The sequence below is a fragment of the Pseudomonas sp. NY15437 genome, from assembly GCF_048068435.1.
In the GTDB taxonomy this organism is placed as follows: Bacteria; Pseudomonadota; Gammaproteobacteria; order Pseudomonadales; family Pseudomonadaceae; genus Pseudomonas; species Pseudomonas nitroreducens_B.
In genome coordinates, this window is record NZ_JBLUQC010000002.1 from 407,161 (window position 1) to 423,453 (window position 16,293).

Genomic DNA, 16,293 nt, shown 5'->3' on the forward strand with positions numbered 1-16,293 from the left:
CGCGTCAGCCTTTCTCGGCCAGCGCCTTGAGGTTGCCCAGGCCCGCTTCGAAGTCCTTGCCGACCATGCTGTCCACGTCGAAGAACAGGTGCATGATCTTGGCCACGAAGGGCACCGGGCCGAACATCGCCCAGGTCACGTCGGTGCCGCCGTCACGCGGCGCCAGGGTGAACTCGGCGGTATTGCTGGCCCTGAACGGCTTGAGGAAGTCCAGGGCGATGGTCACGCGGCGGCCGGGGTCGCTCTCGAGGATCTGCATGCGCCCTGCCCCCGCCTTGCCGTTGCCTTCCCAGGCGTATACCGCGCCCGGGCCCTGTGCGGCGCCGGAAAAGCTGCGCTGCATCTGCGGGTCGAGCTTCTCGAAGGGTGACCATTGCGGCCAACGGTGGAAGTCCTCGATATAGCCCTGGATTTTCTCCGGCGGCGCCTGGATGCGCAGCGTGCGCTCCACGCGAAAGGTGTCCGGCCGGTTCGCCGCCAGCACCAGCACCACCGCCACGACCACGACCACTACCGCCGCTATCCACTTGAGCATTCCATTCTCCTGACGTTGCTTTCTTCAAGGCACCGGGCGTCAGCGCCCGGCGAAGTATCGATCCCAGTCGCGCACCGGGCGGACCTCCACGGCGCCGAGATGGCCACTGGGGATCCGCTCGGCGATCTGCAGTGCCTCGTTGAGGTCTCGGGCATCGATCAGCACGAAGCCGCCCAGGTACTCGCGGGTCTCGGCGAAGGGCCCATCGGTGATCGACAGGCCGGCGGCGCCGTGCCGCAGCGTCGTGGCCGTTGCCACCGTTTCCAGCGCCTCGGAGGCCAGCACGCGCCCGGCCCGGCGCTGGTACTCGTCGTTGGCGAAGCACTCGTCCATCAACCGCCGGTACTGCGCATCGGACAGGCTCGCCAGGCGCTGCTCATCCACATAGATCAGGCAGAGGTACTTCATGCTCGTCTCCCGCACAGTGCGCTTGCTGTTACGTCCTAGTCGAAGCGCGCGGATGGGAATCGACAGCGGGGTGAAAATTTTTTTTCCGCAGGCGCGGGCGAATGCCTGGCCAGCGGCCCGGGGCCGCGCTCATCCGTGGCACGCCGGCCCTTTCAGATTCGTCTCAGAGCCTTCAGGACGCGGTGTAGCGAAGATGGCCGTGGGAAAAACCCCCGTGACCATGGAGCTCAAGAGAATGAAACTTCACGCAACCGCCCTGGCTGTCGCAGCCGCTTTCGCTGTGCCGGGCTTTGCTTTCGCCGCCAACACCATCAACTTCAGCGGTGAAGTGACCGACCAGACCTGTTCGGCCGTGGTCGATGGCAACACCGACCCGACCGTCATCCTCGACAGCGTGCCGGTCAGCGCCCTGAACGGTTCCGTCGGCCAGACCACCGGTGAAACCAGCTTCACCCTGCAACTGACCGGTTGCGCCGCGCCCAGCGGGGCCGCCGAGCACTTCACCACGCTGTTCCAGGCCACCAACGCCACTGCCTCGGGCAACCTGACCAACACCGCCGCCAGCGGCGCCACCGGCGTCGCCCTGCAGCTGCTCGACGCCCCGGCCGGCAACCCGGTGAACCTGGCGGGCGGCGCGGCCGTGGCCGCCGGCGACATCGTCCTCGCCGACGGTGAGACCAGCGCCAGCTACGACTACGCGGTGCAGTACGTCTCCGAAGCCACCACCGTGACGCCTGGTCCGGTACTCGGCTCGGTGACCTACACCCTGCGCTACGAGTGATACCCCGCGGCACCGCCCCCCGGTGCCGCTTTTTCGCATTGCGCCGCGTCGCCCAGGGGAACAGCCCCTCGAGCGCCCCGGCAGGACAGGTGAACCGGATGAATGCCCTTCCACTGCGCCCTCTGCGCGCGGCGACGCTCGTGCTCGCCCTGCTGGCAGCCTTCAGCGCCACGTTGGCCCAGGCCAGCGTGGTGATCACCGGCACCCGCGTCATCTACCCTGGCGATGCGCGGGAAAAGACCGTGCAACTGACCAACAAGGACGGCTTCCCCAACGTCATCCAGGCCTGGATCGACGTCAACGATCCCGCCTCCACGCCGGACACCGCCAAGGCGCCCTTCGTGGTCAACCCGTCCGTGTCGCGCATGGCACCCGGTAGCGGCCAGACCCTGCGCATCCTCTACACCGGTTCCGGCCTGCCCCAGGACCGCGAGTCGCTGTTCCACCTCAACGTGCTGCAGATCCCGCCACGCAACGCCGCCAAGGCCGAGCAGAACCAGATGCTGCTGATGCTGCGCAATCGCCTGAAGCTGTTCTATCGCCCGGCCGGCATCGCCGGCAGCCCGGAGCAGTTGCCGGAGAAGCTGCGCTTCTTCCTGGTACAGAGCGGCAGCACCTGGAGCGTGAAGGTGGAAAACCCCACCGGTTACCACGCCTCCTTCGGCAGCGCGACGCTCAGCGTCGGCGAGCGCCAGTGGAAGCTGCAGGCGGGCATGATCGCCCCCCTGGGCCAGGCCCTCTGGCAGGCGGAAAAGCCCTCGGCACTGCCCGCCGGCACACCGCGGCTGTCCGCCCTGCTGATCAACGACTACGGCGCAAGAGTGGAACTTCGCCATGATCTGCCGCGTTGAACGCCACCCCCGAGCATTGCTGCCGTTCGCTCTCGGCGGCCTTGCCATGGTGGTCGCCGGTCTGGCCCAGGGCGAGGCGGACTACCGCTTCGACGACAGCCTGCTGATGGGTTCGGGGCTGGCCGGCGGCAGCCTGGAGCGCTTCAACCGCGCCGACCAGGTGGACCCTGGCACCTACCATGTCGACCTCTATCTCAACGGCCAGTACGCCACCCGCGCCGAAGTGGAGATGCGCCAGTACGGCAAGCGCGCCGAGCCCTGCTTCAGCGAACGCTTCCTGCGCCAGAGCCTGGGGGCGCGTCCCGACCCGAACGCCGGCAAGGACGACCAGGGCATCTGCCACCGGCTCACCGAGCGCCTCCCGGATTCGACCTGGAACCTCGACACCGCTCGCCTGCGCCTGAACCTCTCGGTGCCCCAGGCGCTGCTCGACATCAAGCCGCGCGGCTATGTCAGCCCGGACGAGTGGGATGCCGGCAGCACCATGGGCTTCGTCAACTACGACGCCAACCTCTACCGTTCGAGCTTCGAAGGCTCCGGCAGCGGCGATTCGGACTACGGCTACCTGGGCCTGAACGGCGGCCTCAACCTCGGCCTGTGGCGCCTGCGCCACCAGTCCAACTACACCTATTCCAGCTACGCCGGGGATACCCGCAGCGACTGGAACAGCATTCGCACCTACGCCCAGCGGGCGGTGCCGGGCCTGCGCAGCGAACTGACCCTGGGCGACAGCTACACCGAGGGCAACCTGTTCGGCAGCATGGGCTACCGGGGCGTGCGCCTGGCCAGCGACGACCGCATGCTGCCCGACTCGCAGCGCCAGTACGCGCCCCAGGTGCGTGGCACCGCGAACACCAATGCGCGCGTGGTGATCAGCCAGAACGGCCGGAAGATCCACGAAGCCACCGTGGCGCCCGGCCCCTTCGTCATCGACGACCTCTACGGCACCGCCTACGACGGCGACCTGGACGTGCAGGTGATCGAGGCCGATGGCAGCGTCTCGCGCTTCTCCGTGCCCTTCTCCGCCGTCCCCGAGTCCATGCGCCCGGGCCTGTCGCGCTACAGCGCCACGGTCGGGCAAGCGCGCCAGTATGGCGACGGCAACGACCTGTTCGGCGACCTGACCTACCAGCGCGGCCTGACCAACGCCCTCACCGCCAACCTCGGCACCCGCGTCGCCGAGGACTACCTGGCCGTGCTCGGCGGTGGCGTGCTGGCCACGCCCTATGGCGCCTTCGGCGTGAACACCACCTTCTCCAGCGCCACCGTGGAAAACGACCAGCGCAAGCAGGGCTGGCGCGTCGGGCTGAACTACAGCCGGACCTTCCAGCCGACCCAGACCACCCTGACCCTGGCCGGCTACCGTTACTCCACCGAGGGCTACCGCGACCTCGGCGATGCGCTCTCCGCCCGCGATGCCAGCGACCACGGCGACAGCTGGGACTCGAGCAGCTACAAGCAGCGCAACCAGTTCACCCTGCTGGTCAACCAGGGGCTGGGGCAGTACGGCAACCTCTACCTGTCCGGCTCCACCGCCGATTACTACGACGGCAAGAGCCGCGATACCCAGCTCCAGGTCGGCTACTCGAACACCTGGCGGCAGCTCAGCTACAACCTCGCCTACTCGCGCCAGCAGACCACCTGGTACCGCGACGTCAACGACGACTACGACCCGTCGCAACCGCCGCAATACAACCTGCAGCATGGCAGCAACCGCAACAACACCCTGACCCTGAGCCTGTCGATGCCGCTGGGCTCCACCAGCCGCGCACCGAACCTCAGCGCCATGGCCTCGCGACGCTCCGGCGACAGCAGCGGCAGTACCTACCAGACGGGCCTCAACGGCACCCTGGGCGAAGAACGCAGCCTGAGCTACGCGCTCTCTGCCGGGCGCGACAGCGAAGGCCAGGGCACCGACTTCAACGGCAGCGTGCAGAAGCAGACCGCCGTCGCCACGCTCAATGCCGGCTATGCCGAAAGCTCCAGCTATCGCCAGGTCAACGCCGGCATGCGCGGCGCCGCCGTGCTGCACAGCGGCGGCCTGACCCTGGGCCCCTACGTCGGCGACACCTTCGCCCTGGTCGAAGCCAAGGGCGCCAGCGGCGCCGGCGTGCGCGGCGGCCAGGGCGCGCGGGTGGACGGCAACGGCTATGCCGTGGTGCCGTCGCTCTCGCCCTACCGCTACAACCCCATCAGCCTCGACCCGCAAGGCATCGACGAGAACGCCGAGCTGGTGGAGACCGAACGCAAGATCGCCCCCTACGCCGGCGCCGCCGTGCGCGTCGAGTTCAAGACCCTCACCGGCCATCCGCTACTGATCCAGGCGCAACTCGCCGATGGCCAGCCGCTGCCGCTGGGCGCCGACGTGTTCGACGACAAGGGTGTGAACATCGGCATGGTCGGCCAGGGTGGCCAGGTCTACGCCCGCGCCGAAGGCGAGAAAGGCCGGCTGCGCGTGCAGTGGGGCGAGCGCCCGGAAGACGCCTGCCTGCTGCCCTACGACCTCAAGGACGCCAAGCTCGACCAGGTACTGGTCCGCCTGCAAGGCACCTGCACACCGGAGGCCTCATGAACCCCATCCTGCGCAGCCTGCCGCTGCTCGCCCTGCTGCTGGCGCCAAGCGCCTGGGCCACCTGCTACAAGGTCACCAGCGTGGGCAGCGCCACCACCACCTCCACTACGGCGATCCGCCCCGGCGAAGGCGTGGCCGGCGCCTGGCCCGGCGATGGCGCCTGCGATACCTGCAACGGCTCTCTCGGCCTGCCCAGCGTGATCAACGTCAGCGATGCCAGCTTCCAGCCCGACGGCAGCGTGATCGCCAGCTCGGTGGCGCCTTTCACCCAGTACGGCGCCACTGCCGGCCATGATCCGGAGCGGGTGTTCTTCCGCTGCGCGCCGGAAGACGCGGTCTACGAGATGTTCTCCAGCAACGCCGACAACCTCTACAGCGGCTACTACAACGGCGGCGACAGCGTGGGCAACTCCATCGGGCTTCAGTCGGCCTACCGCACCGCCTGGCCCAACGTCCTGCTGCGCCTGACCCACGTGGAAACCGGCGAGTACTTCACCGATATCTGGCGCGAACGCCAGCTGACCGGCCTGGACATCGACTCGCGCGGCTACCAGCTGGTCAAGGCCAAGAACCTCAGCGCGGTGCGCGCCGAGCTGTTCCGCGCGCCGCTCGAGGCCACCCGCTACTACTCGGCGACCATCGCCTCCCAGGCCTATCTCTACACCCAGCCGGCCGGTTACATCGCCATCAAGGGCCCCGGCCTGGCCTACCCCACCGTCGGCCAGAGCCACATCGGCAACTACCCGGGCTGGCATTACAACTGGCCAGGCGCCATTGGCCTGTACAACAAGGTCACGCTCAAGCGCTACCCCACCTGCGCTGTCACCAACGTCACGCCCCACGTGGTGTTCCCGTCGATCTCCATCGGCGAGATCAACGCCGGCGCCAGTCGCGAGATGCCCTTCCAGGTCGATTTCAAATGCCAGAGCGGGGTGATCAACAGCACCGCCGCCAATGGCACGGCGCTGGGTATCAAGGTGTCCGCCGGCGCACTGGCCGCCTCCTCGGGCCTGGGCCTGGTGAATGCCAACGGCGGGTTGTCCTACCTGGTTTCCGACCGCTATGGCCAGCCCGGCATGGCCCAGGGCGTGGGCATCCGCCTGCTGCGCGACGGCAGCCCGATGAACCTGCTGGCCAACGAGGATTCGGCCAACGGCAGCAACGCCGAAGCCCGTGGCTGGTACCCGGCGATCGGCAACGCCTCGAACAAGTCCGGCGAGGTCAGCGGCATCACCCAGTACACCGAAACCTTCCGCGCGCGCCTGGAAAAGCTCAGCCTCGGCAGCATGCCAACGGTCACTCCCGGCCGCGTGGAAGCCACGGCGCAGGTGGTGATCCGTGTGCAGTAGGTCGCTGCGCGCCGCGCTGCTCGGCCTGGCCGTGCTGGTCGGCGCGAATGCCTATGCCGGGGTCACCGCCGAGCGCACGCGGGTGATCGTCACCGAAGGCCAGCGCGAAGCCTCGCTGGCGCTGGTGAACCAGAACCGCTACCCAGTCATCGTGCAGACCTGGGTCGACAACGGCGACCTCGAGGCCGCGCCGCAGACCGCCCAGGCGCCGATCATGCCGCTGCCGCCGGTGTTCCGCCTGGACCCCGGCCAGCAGCGCAGCCTGCGCCTGCTCTACACCGGCGAGCCGCTGCCCACCGACCGCGAATCGCTGTACTGGCTCAACCTCTACGAAATTCCGCCGCAGCCTGGCGAGGCGCTGGCCGACGGGCAAGCGCGCCTGACCGTGACGTTGCGCACGCAGATGAAGGTCATCCATCGCCCACGCAGCCTGGTGAACGACGCCGAAGAGGCGCCGCGCCGCCTGGTGTTCCGCCGGGCTGGCGAGCAGGTGCAGGTGGAGAACCCCACCGCCTACTTCATCACCCTGGCCGGCGCCGAGGTACGCCAGGGTGAGGCGGGTTCGCCGCTACCGGGCGGACTGCTGCCACCGTTTTCCCAACGCACCCTCACCCCCACCCGGGCCCTGCCGGCCAGCGGCGGCGAGGTGCGTTACCTGTGGATCGACGACGGCGGCAACAGCCAACCGGGGCGCTCGCCGCTGCGCTGAGGACTGACGCGCAGTATTCCCCTGTAGGAGCGCGCCATGCGCGCGATCGCGGGCATGGCCCGCTCCACAAGGGCGCTCGGTTTCGGGCGGTTCTGCTCAATGTCTTTCTCCGAACGTCCGCGCCGGGAACTTCCCTAACCCTGCTACGCACCCCGCTCCGAAGGGAGAGGGAGCCGCCTGTGCCGGCTGACGCTCATCCTGCTCCGAACCAGTCCCCTCTCCCTTCAGGGAGAGGGTTAGGGAGAGGGCAAGCCACGACGCAGGAGTTGACGTAAGCGGACCTTGTCCCTCCCCTCGCGTGGCGGTGGGACTTCGCGGACAAGGTCCGCTCCTACAGGGGAAGGCCGGCGTTGGGCGGTTCGCGAGCAAGCTCGCTCCTACGAAAAGCCCCCCGGTTTGATGTTGGCTTTTCAGAAGGCTTCCAGATAACTATCCACGCGCGCCGAATGCCCGTTCAGGAGGCCTCGTTGAATCGGCATTTCAGACCGAAGGGCGCATAACCCGGAACGGGTTATCCGCCGATGACGGATACCCTTGAGTCAGCCTGCGCCAGTCGGGCCACTCTCCCTCCGGGGTTCGTGATCTCGTAGGAGCGGACTCCGTCCGCGATAGGTTCGTATGGGGCCGGAGACCATCGCGGACAAAGTCCGCTCCAACCTGAAAAATCGCGCCGGGGCGTGCCCTTCTCCCCCGCCCTGGCTGCGCGCCCCGCTCCGAAGGGAGAGGGAGCTGCCCGTGCCGGCTGACACCTTTGATTCCTCCTGCACCGACCGGTCCCCTCTCCCTTTAGGGAGAGGGTTAGGGAGAGGGAAGCCCTCGGCATGGACCTTCAGAGAAAGACAGTTGCTCCTAAGCCGCGAGACATGGCACGGCCGCCTGCAGGAATGCAGCGTCAGGCCTACTGAAACAGGTTCGCCATCACACAGAAGGTCAGCAGCGCCTGGTCGGTCTCGACGTTCAGCTTGCGCATGGCGGAAATCTTCTGCGCGCTCACGGTCTTCACGCTGCGGTTGAGCAACAGGGCGATGTCGCGCACGCTCATCCCCGAGACGAAGTGGCGCAGCACCTCGTACTCCTTCGCCGACAGGCTGGCGATACGCCCCTCCACGTCATCGCCGCTGGCCAGCACGCTGCTGGCGGACTGCATGCCCGGGCCGCGGTAGATACGGTCCTGGGCCAGCGCCTTGAGCGCCACCAGGATCTCGTCGAGATCGCCGTTCTTCAGGATCACCCCGGAGACCCCCAGGTCGTACAGGCTGGAGAGGATCAGCGGGTTGGACAGCATGGTGAGGATGAGGATGCGCGTGCCGGGGAAGTTGCGCAGCAGGAACTCGATGAGCTTGAGGCCGTCGCCGTAGGTCTGGTCGCCCGGCATGTTGTAGTCGGTGATGACGATGGCCGGGTGCTGTTCTCGGTACAGGGCCACCAGTTCGCTGGAGTTGTGTGCCTCGCCGATCACCTCGAAGCGATCGTCCCGCTCGATCACTTCGCGAACCCCCATCAGGACGATGGGATGGTCGTCCGCTAGTGCCACTCTGACTTTTTCCATGAGTTTCCTGAGTCCCAACGTTTGCGATCGTCGGCCGGCCACAGGGGCACGGCCACTTTTCCAGAGTAGCCCCGGTTTGCGCGCAGGCTGTCAGAGCCGCGCCAGGGCTGCCTCGATTCGTCCCAGCAGCGCGCTCACCGCCGCGGACAGTTCCGGCCCGGCAGGCTGCGCGATCAGCGCTTGTTCCACCGCACCGCAGGCATCACTGAGCCCGTGGGCCTGGACCACCGCCAGCGCGCCGCGCAGGCGATGCACCTGCTGGCGAACGGTAGCCAGGTCGCCGTGCTGCAGGGCGTCGCCCACGCCCTGCATGTCCTGGCGCATGGTGCGCAGGAACAGTTCGCGCATCTTATCCGAGACCTCGATGCGGTCCGCCACCGGCGCCGCCGAGGGCTCGTCGTCCGGCGCCGGCTCGGCCGGCAGATGCCCGCACACCTTGAGCAACCCGTCGTGCAGGGTGCGCAGGCTCATCGGCTTGACCAGCCAGAGGTTCATGCCCACCGACATGCAGCGCTCGCCCTCCTCGCGCAGGGCGTTGGCGGTGACGCCGATGATCGGCAGCCAACTGTCGTGGCGGCGCAGTTCGCCCACCAGTTCGTAGCCGTTCATCACCGGCATGTTCACATCGGTGAGCAACGCGTCGAACGCGCCTGGCGCCCAGCGCTGCAGCGCCTCGCGGCCGTTGCTGGTCAGGGTCACGCGGCAGCCCAGTTCTTCGAGCTGCTCCTTGAGCAGCGCCTGGTTGATCGGGTTGTCCTCGGCCACCAGCACGCGCAGGCCCAGCTTGCCCAGCCGGGGGATACGCGGCGCCTGGCGATCCTCGACGCTGCCGCCCTGCTGGGCCAGGCGCAGGGCCTGGGCGATGCCGGCCAGGTGGTAGAGGCTGGCTTCCCAGCCCTGGGCCGACGCCTGCGGATGGGCGCCACCGTCGGTCAGGGCACGCACGCGCGGGCCGTGCCACAGCGGCGCGTCGCCGGCGTCGAGCGCATCCAGCAATACCGCGCCGGGGGGTGCATCCGCGGGCAGCTCGTCCTGCACCAGCGCCGAGCCGCCCCAGCAGTCGACCCAGGCAGCCAGGCTCTGCGCCAGCTCCTTCACCGGTGCCCGCACATACACCGGCTGCGGCAGCAGCGGCGCGGCATCGGCCAGCGGCTGGTCGTGTTCGAGCACCGGCAAGGCCAAGGTGAAGGTGAAGCTGCTGCCCAGGCCGGTTTCGCTCACCACGCGCAGGTGGCCGCCCATCAGCTCGCTCAACTGCGCACAGATCGACAGGCCCAGACCGGTGCCGCTGACCGTGTGCTCGTGGCCGTGGGCCTGGTAGAACGGCTCGAACAGGCGCTGCTGCTGGGCATCGGACATGCCGATGCCGGTGTCGGTCACCTGCCACTGCAGGGCCGTCTCGCCGTGCTCGCTGGCGACGCTGCGCAGGCGCAGCACCACGCGGCCGATGTCGGTGAACTTCAGCGCGTTGCTCAGCAGGTTGGCGAGAATCTGGCGGATGCGCACGGCGTCGCCGCGCACCAGGCCGGGAATGTCCGCGTCGATGCAGGCGTAGAGCTGCAACTGCTTGCCCTCGGCCACCCCGGCGTACCCGGCGACCACGTCCTCGGCCAGCTCCAGCGGGTTGAATTCCACCGCTTCCAGGGCCATCTGCCCGGCTTCGATCTTGGACACGTCGAGGATGTCGCTGATCAGTTGCAGCAGGGTCGAGGACGAACGCTGGATGGTGGCCAGGTAGTCGCGCTGCTGGCCGGTCAGTTCGGTCAGGCCGAGCAGTTCCAGGGTGCCCAGCACGCCGTACAGCGGCGTGCGGATTTCATGGCTCATGGTGGCGAGGAACACCGATTTCGCCTCGCTGGCGGCGTCCGCCGAACGCTTGGCGTCGGCCAGCATCTGCTGCGCCTGCTTGTGCGCGCTGATGTCGTTGAAGGCGCACAGCACCACGTTCTCGCCGCGGTAGCGGGTCGGGGCGAAACTGGCGTGCAGGGCGCGGCCTTCGAGTTCGAACACCAGCTCGCCGGCGCCTGCGCCGATCCGCCCGCTGAGGTCCCAGTCGCGGCTGATGCGGGTGATGGCGTCGGCATCGCCCAGCCAGAGTTCGGCCAGGCGATTCTGCATCACCACCTGGTGGCTGCCGTGGCGCAGCACGCACAGCGCCACCGGCGCAGTCTGGATCACCGCGCGGCTGAAGGCGTCGCTCTCGACGATCTCCAGGTGGGCGCGGCGGGCCGGGCGGATCACCCGCCGCGAGTACCAGCGGATGGCGACCCAGCCACCGGCCAGGCTGCCGAGGATCAGCGCCAGGCCACCGAGGAACTGCCACTTGGCGTAGCGGAAGAAGCTGGCGTAGCTCAGCCGGTAGAGCGCGGTCCAGCCGCCGTTGAATTCGCTGCGGACCTTGAACACCAGGCCGTCGCTGCTGACGTTCAGGCCCTCGTGGTAGTCCTTCTCGCCGCCGGGAAAGTCGATCAGCACCTGGCCGCTCGGCGACACCAGTTCCAGCTCGTCGAACACCGGGCGGTCGAGGACCTGCTCAAGGTCATTGATGCGTTCGAGGTCCAGCAGCGAGACCGCGACGACGCGGCGATCCAGGTCCGACTCCCACCACAGCGCATCGGGCAGGTCGAGGCTGACATACGCCAGCAGCTCGCGGCTCTCGCCGCCGGTGTAGGGCAGCGCAGGCGCCCAGTGCACCTGCGTATCGCTGCGCTTGGGCGAACGCGCCTCCAGCGCCTGGTGCACCCGCTCGATCACCGGGAGGTAGCTGACCCGGGTCAGCGGCCGCTGCCCGCGGAAGTTGCCGATGGAGGGCACCGCGAGGCTGGTCGGCCCATGCAGGTCGAGCACCAGGACCTGCGGCGAGGGGAACGACGAGGTGCTCCAGTAGCTGCTGTAGAAATTCGCCAGCATCACGCCGAAGGAGAAGGTGCCGGGCCGGTCGCGCGGATCGACATGGCGCACCTGCTGCGCCAGGGTGAAGGACATGGCGAAGGAGAATTCCCGCCCCTCGTGGATCTCCATGCCGTTTTCACGGATCAGCAGGCGCCGCTGCAGCGGGATCACATCCAGGTCCTGGCGCTGGGTCGACTCGTCGCTCTGCTGGGCGATGCGGTTGAGGAAGGCCTCGTGCTCGTGGATGTCGCCCACCAGGCGGGTGAAGTGAAAATGCACCTTGTCGCGCTCTTCCTGCACCACCCGGCCCAGCGCCCAGTAGCAGGCACCCACCAGCATCAGGGCGAGGGAGACGGCGCACAGCAGCACGACGTTCAGGCGCAGCGACGAGCTCGCCAGTTTACGAATCGAGCCGTGGTCATGTTCCATCATGCAAAACATCCGGTGTCGCGGAAAGTGGCGGCGGAGGGCCCGCCGGATACCAGCGAACTGTAGATGTGAGTAACGAATTAGGCGACCTGCGGGCGGATGCCGCGCCGACGAGCGCCGTGGCATCTGCGATCTGTCTGCCATGGATCAATGAGCCATGGCGGCGCGCTCCTGCAGCAGCTGGCGGGTGAACACGTCCGGCGGCACCGCCTCGGAGATGAGGAAGCCCTGGGCGCAATCGCAACGCAGGCGGCGCAGCAGCGCCAGCTCCTCGGGGTGCTCGACGCCCTCGGCGATCACCTCCAGACCCAATTGCCTGCCGAGCTTGACGATGCTCTCCAGCGCTGCCGCCAGGCCTTCGTCGTCCACGCAACCGTGCACCAGCGCGCGGTCGATCTTCAGCTCCGTGAACGGCGTGGAGACCAGGTTGTACAGCGAGCTGTAGCCCTGGCCGAAATCGTCCTGGGCCAGGCCGAAACCCTTCATGCGCAGGCGGCAGGTGCCGGCGTAGTAGTTGGCCGGCGTCGCCGTGCTGCTGCATTCGAGCAGTTCGAAAACGATGTGCGCCGGCACGCCGCCCTGGGTGGCGACGAAGGCGGCGAGGCGATCCGGCAGCTCGGCATCGTCCAGCAGATGGGTCGGCAGGCTCACCGCCACCGACAGGTGAAAGCCGAGCTGGCTCCAGTTGGCCTGGGCCTGCAACGCCTGACCAAGCACCGCCCACAGCAATGCCTCGTCCAGCCCGGCGGCGGTCAGCGCCGGCATGAAGCTCCCCGGATACAGCACGCCGTGGACCGGATGTTGCCAGCGCACCAGGGCTTCGGCCGCGACGATGCGGCCGTCGATCAGCGAGGCCTTGGGCTGGAACCAGGCGCGGAACTGGCCTTGCGCCAGGGCTTCTTCCAGCGCTTCGCGGGTCGGCGTCGGGATGACCGGCGCACGCCGCTGCTCGGCGCGCTCCTGGCGTGCGACGAGCTTCTCCAGCAGGCGGCGGATCACCGGCGCACGAGCCGGCTTGGCGATCTGTTCGAGCACGGTGATGCCATGGGCGCGGGCGACCATGCAGGCGCTGCCCATCAACGGGCGCGACGCCGAACTCATGATCGCCAGCAGCGGCGGATCGCTCAGCGCGGCGAGCCGCTGGATCAGCTGCACACCATCGAGGCCGGGCATCATCAGATCGCTGACCACCAGGTCGAAACGCTCCCGCGCCAGCCAGCGCAGCGCCTCGGCGCCGTCCTCGGCGGCGCGCAGTTCCAGCACGCCCTGCTCGCGGAACAGGTTGAGCAGGTACTCGCGCTGGAAGGGTTGGTCTTCGACGATCAGGATTCGCTGATGTCGCATGGCGGCACCTCCGCGGGCAGGCTGGTCAGGCAGTGGCGCAGGGTGCGCAGGTCCACCGGCTTGAGCAGGCAGAGGTTCATGCCGGCGGCGAGGCAACGGTCGTTTTCCTCGTGCATGGCGTTGGCGGTGGCGCCGATGATCGGCCCGCGGTAGCCGCGCTGGCGCAGCGCCCGGGCCAGTTCGTAGCCGTTGAGGTGGGGCATGTTGACGTCGGTGAGCACCACGTCGAAGGACTCCGGCTGCCAGCGGGCGAGTGCCTGCCGGCCGTCGCTGGCAAGTTCGACGGTGCAGCCGAGCGTCTCCAGCTGGTCACGCAGGATCAGCTGGTTGATCGGGTTGTCCTCCACCAGCAGCACGCGCAGGCCGAGGCCGATATCGGGCAGTGACTCGTGCAGGCGCGCGGCTTCGCCGCCGACGCAGCCCTGCGCGGAGGCCAGGGCGCGGCGCAGTCCTTCGAGGTTGTAGCGCCCCACGTGCCAGTCGCAGCCCTCCTGGCGCGGCAGCTCGCCGCCCAGGTCGCTGATCAGCACCCGGCAACCCCGCCAGGCGGGCAGCGGCGTGCGGTCATGGGGATTGACGCGCAGGTCCACCAGCACACTGGTGGCGTCGTCCTCGACCGGCTGATCGCACGCCACCACCTGGGCGCGCGCGCCCCAGCGGGTGATCCAGCCGCACAGGCATTCGGCCAGCTCGCGGTTGGGCGCATGCACCCAGACCATGGCGTTGCTCAGCCGGGGCTCGCCGGGGGGATGCCGGTCCACGCAGTGCAGCGGCAGGCTGACGGAGAAGCTGCTGCCCAGGCCAACGTCGCTGACCACCCGCAGGCGCCCGCCCATCAGTTCGGTGAGGCGCTTGCAGATCGACAGGCCGAGGCCGGTGCCGCCGGCCATGCGCGCCTGGCCGGAGACCTGGTAGAAGGCGTCGAAGAGGTTCGCCTGCTGGTCCTCGGGAATACCGATGCCGGTGTCCGCCACCTGCCAGTGCAGGGTGTCCTGCCCGTCCTCGCCCGGCTCTGCGCGAACGCGCAGGACGATGCGCCCGCTGTCGGTGAACTTCACCGCATTGCTCAGCAGGTTGTTGAGGATCTGGCGGATGCGCACGGCGTCGCCCAGCATCCGCTCGGGCATCTGCGGGTCGCAGCAGGCGTAGATCTGCAGGCCCTTGGCGCGGGCCGCGGCGGCGTAGGCCTGGACGCTGTCTAGGCTCAGCTCCAGCGGGGAGAACTCCACCGGTTCCAGGCCCAGTTGGCCGACCTCGATCTTCGAGACGTCGAGCACGTCGCTGATCAATTGCAGCAGGGTCGAGGAGGAGCGCTGGATGGCGCGCAGGTAGCCCGACTGCTGGTGGTCCAGGGCGGTGCGGCCAAGCAGTTCGAGGGTGCCGAGCACGCCATACAGCGGGGTGCGGATCTCGTGGCTCATGGTCGCCAGGAACAGCGTCTTGGCCTCGTTGGCGGCGTCGGACAGGCGCTTGGCTTCGGCCAGCGCCGCTTCGGTCTGCTTGCGCGCGCTGATGTCGCTGAAGGCGCAGCAAAGCACTTCCTCGCCTTTGTAGCGGGTGGGCGTGTAGCTCAGGTAGAGGTGCCGGCCGGTGTGGGTTTCCACCTCCTCGCAGCCGCCCTCCTCGCCACTGTTGAAGCCGCGCTCCAGCCAGCCGTGGCTCCAGTAGCGGCGCTCGTCGCCCGTGCCGAGCCACTGCTGGGCGAGACGGTTCTCCAGCACCACCTCGGCATCGCTGCGACGCAGAACGCACAGCGCCACCGGGGCGGTCTGGATCATGGCGCGGGAGAAGCCCTCGTTCTCCACCAGGGCGTCCAGACGGTGCTGCGCCGGGCCGATCAACCGGCGGTCGATGCGCCGGCACATGCCCCAGACCAGCAGCGAACAGCCCAGCAGGAACAGCAGCGAGGCCAGCACCCGCGGCCACATCGGCACCAGCAGTTCGGCCAGGTTGAAGTAGTAGATCAGCGACCAGTCGGAGCTCCCCAGGTGCTTGAGCAGCGCCAGGTGGCTGGGCAGCAGGCCGGGGCCGCTGAAGGCGAAGTGGTCGCCCTGCCAGAGGTCGCTGAACTGCAGGCCGAGCTGCGGCGTGACCGCGCTGCCGAGGATCGCCCGGTGCTCGCGGTCCAGCAGCAGGAAGCGCCCGGCCTCGGGCACGCCCAGGGCGGCGGCGAGGTCGGCGCCGTACAATTCCAGGCCCAGCCAGCCGTTGTCCTGTTCGCGGGTCACGCGGGTGAACAGGTACTGCCGCGCCTGCGGGTCGGTCGGGTCGGCGAGCCAGCGCACCTGCTGCTCTTCCTTCGGCGTGCCGGGTTGCCCGAGTGCTTCGAGGACCGCGGGCGGCACCACGGCGTTGAGCGCCGGCGCCCCGTACAGGCGGGTGACGACCCGGTCCCCCGCGGGCGATACGTAGATCAGGTTCAGCCGCTTGGCTTCCAGCTCCGACAGGTCGCGGCCGGACAGCGCCAGGCTCCAGTTGGAATCCGGCTCGCCAAGGGTGACGAAGACCTGCTCATGGGGCGGCACCGGCACGCTCAGCTGGCGCCATTGCAGTAACGGCTCGCGGGCCCTCCAGGTGACGCCGCGGCTGAGGTGCTCCAGCAGTGATTCGCGTTGGCCGAGGTAGTCCTGGGCCTCGTACATGGCGGCATTCATCTGCCGTCGCAGCTGCGACACTTCGCTGTTGAAACTCGCGGCGAGGAACAGGCCCAGGGTGAAGAACAGACAGGCGATCACCACCCAGGCCAGCAGACGAAGGAGCTTTCGGGCCGCCTTCGGGGTGGAAAAGGATGAATCCTGACGACGAAGGAACTGCTTGAGTTTCATGGCCGCCAGCCTGGCGAAAAGCTTGCCAGGCGGACATCAGACAAATCTA

At 68.3% G+C, this 16,293-nt stretch carries 11 protein-coding genes; 5 read left to right on the forward strand and 6 right to left on the reverse strand.

The annotated features are described in order from the left end of the window. Positions 1-4: 4 nt before the first annotated feature. Both ACNFIA_RS05970 and ACNFIA_RS05975 read right to left on the reverse strand, forming a co-directional pair. A complete protein-coding gene (locus tag ACNFIA_RS05970; protein ID WP_416783421.1) occupies positions 5-535 on the reverse strand; it encodes an SRPBCC family protein in 531 nt (176 codons plus the stop codon). 39 nt (positions 536-574) lie between these two features. Further along, positions 575-943 carry a YciI family protein gene (locus ACNFIA_RS05975; RefSeq protein ID WP_416783423.1) on the reverse strand — a complete coding sequence of 123 codons (369 nt, stop codon included), beginning with the start codon at positions 941-943 and terminating at the stop codon, positions 575-577. Between the two features lie 235 nt (positions 944-1,178). Here ACNFIA_RS05975 and ACNFIA_RS05980 point away from each other — a divergent pair, with 235 nt between their 5' ends. The 5 genes from ACNFIA_RS05980 (at position 1,179) to ACNFIA_RS06000 (ending at position 7,205) form a co-directional block, all read left to right on the forward strand. Continuing rightward, a complete protein-coding gene (locus ACNFIA_RS05980) occupies positions 1,179-1,724 on the forward strand; it encodes a fimbrial protein (RefSeq protein ID WP_259753232.1) in 546 nt (181 codons plus the stop codon). Between the two features lie 98 nt (positions 1,725-1,822). Next, on the forward strand, positions 1,823-2,575 hold the full coding sequence (locus tag ACNFIA_RS05985) for a molecular chaperone (protein ID WP_416783425.1): 753 nt from the start codon (positions 1,823-1,825) through the stop codon (positions 2,573-2,575). Continuing rightward, the gene (locus ACNFIA_RS05990; protein WP_416783427.1) at positions 2,559-5,147 is read left to right on the forward strand and encodes a fimbria/pilus outer membrane usher protein; all 2,589 of its coding nucleotides are present in this window, start codon (positions 2,559-2,561) and stop codon (positions 5,145-5,147) included. Before ACNFIA_RS05985 ends, ACNFIA_RS05990 begins: the two co-directional genes overlap by 17 nt. Next, on the forward strand, positions 5,144-6,496 hold the full coding sequence (locus ACNFIA_RS05995) for a fimbrial protein (protein ID WP_416783429.1): 1,353 nt from the start codon (positions 5,144-5,146) through the stop codon (positions 6,494-6,496). The genes ACNFIA_RS05990 and ACNFIA_RS05995 overlap by 4 nt, the downstream gene beginning before the upstream one ends. Further along, positions 6,486-7,205 (forward strand): molecular chaperone, encoded by a 720-nt coding sequence (locus ACNFIA_RS06000; protein ID WP_416783430.1) that lies wholly within the window; start codon positions 6,486-6,488, stop codon positions 7,203-7,205. The genes ACNFIA_RS05995 and ACNFIA_RS06000 overlap by 11 nt, the downstream gene beginning before the upstream one ends. 898 nt (positions 7,206-8,103) lie before the next feature. Here ACNFIA_RS06000 and ACNFIA_RS06005 read toward each other — a convergent pair. The 4 genes from ACNFIA_RS06005 to ACNFIA_RS06020 all read right to left on the reverse strand — a co-directional run bounded on the left by ACNFIA_RS06005 (position 8,104) and on the right by ACNFIA_RS06020 (position 16,244). After that, a complete protein-coding gene (locus ACNFIA_RS06005; protein WP_259753227.1) occupies positions 8,104-8,754 on the reverse strand; it encodes a response regulator in 651 nt (216 codons plus the stop codon). A gap of 90 nt (positions 8,755-8,844) precedes the next feature. Next, complete coding sequence (locus ACNFIA_RS06010; RefSeq protein ID WP_416783433.1) at positions 8,845-12,078, reverse strand: ATP-binding protein; 3,234 nt, start codon at positions 12,076-12,078, stop codon at positions 8,845-8,847. A gap of 144 nt (positions 12,079-12,222) precedes the next feature. Further along, positions 12,223-13,419, reverse strand: coding sequence for an EAL domain-containing protein (locus ACNFIA_RS06015; protein WP_416783435.1), 1,197 nt, complete (start codon positions 13,417-13,419; stop codon positions 12,223-12,225). Next, the gene (locus tag ACNFIA_RS06020) at positions 13,398-16,244 is read right to left on the reverse strand and encodes an ATP-binding protein (RefSeq protein WP_416783437.1); all 2,847 of its coding nucleotides are present in this window, start codon (positions 16,242-16,244) and stop codon (positions 13,398-13,400) included. Before ACNFIA_RS06020 ends, ACNFIA_RS06015 begins: the two co-directional genes overlap by 22 nt. Positions 16,245-16,293 lie beyond the last annotated feature (49 nt).

Bases quoted from the DNA above. Each gene is read 5' to 3' on its own strand.
- ACNFIA_RS05970 (WP_416783421.1), bottom strand. From the start codon at position 535: ATGCTCAAGTGGATAGCGGCGGTAGTGGTCGTGGTCGTGGCGGTGGTG.
- ACNFIA_RS05975 (WP_416783423.1), bottom strand. From the start codon at position 943: ATGAAGTACCTCTGCCTGATCTATGTGGATGAGCAGCGCCTGGCGAGC.
- ACNFIA_RS05980 (WP_259753232.1), top strand. From the start codon at position 1,179: ATGAAACTTCACGCAACCGCCCTGGCTGTCGCAGCCGCTTTCGCTGTG.
- ACNFIA_RS05985 (WP_416783425.1), top strand. From the start codon at position 1,823: ATGAATGCCCTTCCACTGCGCCCTCTGCGCGCGGCGACGCTCGTGCTC.
- ACNFIA_RS05990 (WP_416783427.1), top strand. From the start codon at position 2,559: ATGATCTGCCGCGTTGAACGCCACCCCCGAGCATTGCTGCCGTTCGCT.
- ACNFIA_RS05995 (WP_416783429.1), top strand. From the start codon at position 5,144: ATGAACCCCATCCTGCGCAGCCTGCCGCTGCTCGCCCTGCTGCTGGCG.
- ACNFIA_RS06005 (WP_259753227.1), bottom strand. From the start codon at position 8,754: ATGGAAAAAGTCAGAGTGGCACTAGCGGACGACCATCCCATCGTCCTG.
- ACNFIA_RS06010 (WP_416783433.1), bottom strand. From the start codon at position 12,078: ATGATGGAACATGACCACGGCTCGATTCGTAAACTGGCGAGCTCGTCG.
- ACNFIA_RS06015 (WP_416783435.1), bottom strand. From the start codon at position 13,419: ATGCGACATCAGCGAATCCTGATCGTCGAAGACCAACCCTTCCAGCGC.
- ACNFIA_RS06020 (WP_416783437.1), bottom strand. From the start codon at position 16,244: ATGAAACTCAAGCAGTTCCTTCGTCGTCAGGATTCATCCTTTTCCACC.